Origin of the sequence: Acinetobacter sp. UBA6526 (assembly GCF_002434875.1) — a bacterium.
In the GTDB taxonomy this organism is placed as follows: Bacteria; Pseudomonadota; Gammaproteobacteria; order Pseudomonadales; family Moraxellaceae; genus Acinetobacter; species Acinetobacter venetianus.
Genome location: NZ_DJLC01000053.1, coordinates 1 through 2,626 on the forward strand (window position 1 = coordinate 1; position 2,626 = coordinate 2,626).

The window sequence follows — 2,626 nt, forward strand, 5'->3', positions numbered from 1 at the left end:
TCAGTCGATACTGCTGGCACTGGCTCTGAGGGATTGAGTATGGCGTTGCTTGGTAGCTACGAAATAATCATCCTTGATATGATGCTACCTGAGTTGGACGGTATGACTATTCTTAAAACGTTACGAAAAAGACATTTAGAAACAAAGGTTATCATCTTATCTGCGCGATCTGAGTCTGAAGACAAGGTAGCGGGGCTATTGGCAGGTGCTGACGACTACCTTTCTAAGCCGTTCTCGTTTGACGAATTGACTGCTAGACTACTTAGCTTGATGAGGAGAGGTGCGGCAAATTGTCTCAATGACCAGGTTACTATCAACAGTTTGACACTCAATATCCAGTTTAAAACGCTTTCATACAATAATGGCATTATCAACCTGACCCCGAATGAGTACAAAATTGTTGAATGTATTTTTCTCAATAGACACAAGATAGTTACCTCAGAAATGCTGAGTGAATTTATTTCTGGAAGCTATGACCATATCTCAAAAAATGCTATTGAAGCTCACCTTTCCTCAGCAAGGAAAAAAGTAAGAGAAAGCGGCGCGTCTCTACCCATTAAAAGTAAACGTGGTTTTGGTTACAGAGTTGTAGAAGCTAATGAAATCAATACGTAAAACATTAACACGAAGACTTTCTATTATTATTTCACTGTTAGTCATTGCCGTTTTACTTGCAGCAGATATTGGCGTTGATTCCTGGGTCGAACAAGAATTCAACCAGGCTATGAAGGCAAAGGTAGGTGTGCTTCAGAGCTTGGTAAATGAAGATGTCGAGGGTGTGGAATTCGAATTTGCAGGTGAGTATTTGCCTGAGTTTGAAGGGACATCTTCCCCCGAGTATTTTCAACTTTGGTACAAAGATTCAACGTTTGAAAAATCAGATACTCTGGCGCTTTATACCATCAATGAATTGCCTTTCAGCAGCATTGGCCTGGATGAATATTCTTTCCAGGATATTACTCTGCCCGATGGCCGTACGGGTCGGGTAATTTACACTCGATATATACCTCAGATTGATTCTGAAGACAGAGCTGGATTTTATCGCGTCATGGGCAAGGGTAACGATACTCGCCCGTCAATGGTTATCGCGTACGCAACATCTACAGAATTGTTAAATTTCACGTTGTGGTTTATCGATGGTGCTTTTCTATTTGCATTAATTATCGTGCCGTTAGTTGTTCGATTTACAGTGCGTAACACTGTGGCTTATGCTCTGGCACCCTTGGATGCCTTAAATGCCAAGATAAAAGGACTACGATTTACCACTAGGCAAAAACACGAAGCTTTTCAAAATAATGTCGAGGAATTGGAACCCATTACCCAAAGTTTGAATCACTTTATTGAAGATAATTATTCGCTTTACCTGCGTGAGAAGAGGTTGACTTCGGATATCGCACACGAGCTAAAAACACCAGTCTCTGAATTAATAAATATGACTGAAGTAGCAATTAAGTTTCCAGGAGAAATAAGATTAGAAAAAGATTTTAAGCCACGTGTTTTGCAAATAGGCACAAGAATGAAAAATATTATTTCTGGCCTTATGTTAATCCAAAAATATAGTTTTAAGACCCTAGAGCTAACTGATGAGATAGATATCCACAAATTAGTAACTCAACTTATTCAGATAAAAGAAGCAAGAAATGTTAAGGTAGAGATTAGCTCCAATTTTCAGTTAAGCGTCAAGAGCAATCGCGTTGCAGTAGAATCGATAATAAGTAATCTGATAGATAACGCTATAGAACACGGAAAAACTGATACAGAAATACTTGTGAACTTAGGTGTAAATAGTTCTAGTAATGTTTACCTCAGAGTGACAAATAAGGTGGGGACAGAGGTTAATGAGGATGATCTAAAGCATATGTTTGAACCGCTTTGGCAAAAAGATGCTTCTAGAACATCTGAAGATAACTTTGGGCTAGGTCTTTCTATAGTAGATGCATTGTGCGACGCTGTATGTGCAGAAGTTTCTGTAACCAAAACCGCCGAAGAAGACATATCGTTTTTGTTGACTTTTAAAAATGAAACTATTGGTCCGTAATCTTTGGCAGGCTTAAGTTACTGTAACCTTAGCCTTAATATCACTCCTGAAAAGAGAGACTGCGACTTAGCAAGAGAATAAAAATAGGGTAATGAAACGTAACCTAGCTTTCGAATTTGGTATGTAGTAGAGATCAAAAAAGTTTTCGGCCACCTGTTCCTTGTCACGGATAATTGCTGCTGGAACAAGTCAATGCTTCCATTCAACTCATTGGGCGTACAACGATAAAATGACTTTACGATTTTTTTGCAGAGTTCTACCAAGAAACTGTTGAAAAACACTTGCTGACAATAGGTTATCCTAATATAGATTAACGTTACCTGTCTCAATCAATGTTCCGAGATCGATGAAATAATTAGAACCAGCATAAAAGTGTTATTCAATTGATACTAGGGAAGATGCAAATAAGTTCCTAACGTGAGATCATGACTGCATGTTAAGTTACATTCTCTACTGCTCGTGAGCCAACAGTTAATTATTGCCAGTAGTCAGCTAAAGCAAGCGCTGATAGCCCTATAAAGAGGTTTTCCTATCACGGATAGACAACTTATTACCGTGCTCACAATTGATAGAAGTGATTGAACTTTT

The 2,626-nt window shown here is 38.7% G+C and carries 2 protein-coding genes; both read left to right on the forward strand.

Translation table 11 applies throughout. The annotated features are described in order from the left end of the window. Window positions 1-615 (forward strand): response regulator transcription factor (locus B4237_RS03630; RefSeq protein ID WP_286941436.1); only part of this gene is annotated, 615 nt, incomplete at its 5' end. After that, window positions 599-2,038 carry a sensor histidine kinase gene (locus B4237_RS03635; RefSeq protein WP_286941438.1) on the forward strand — a complete coding sequence of 480 codons (1,440 nt, stop codon included), beginning with the start codon at window positions 599-601 and terminating at the stop codon, window positions 2,036-2,038. The genes B4237_RS03630 and B4237_RS03635, both read left to right, overlap by 17 nt. Window positions 2,039-2,626 lie beyond the last annotated feature (588 nt).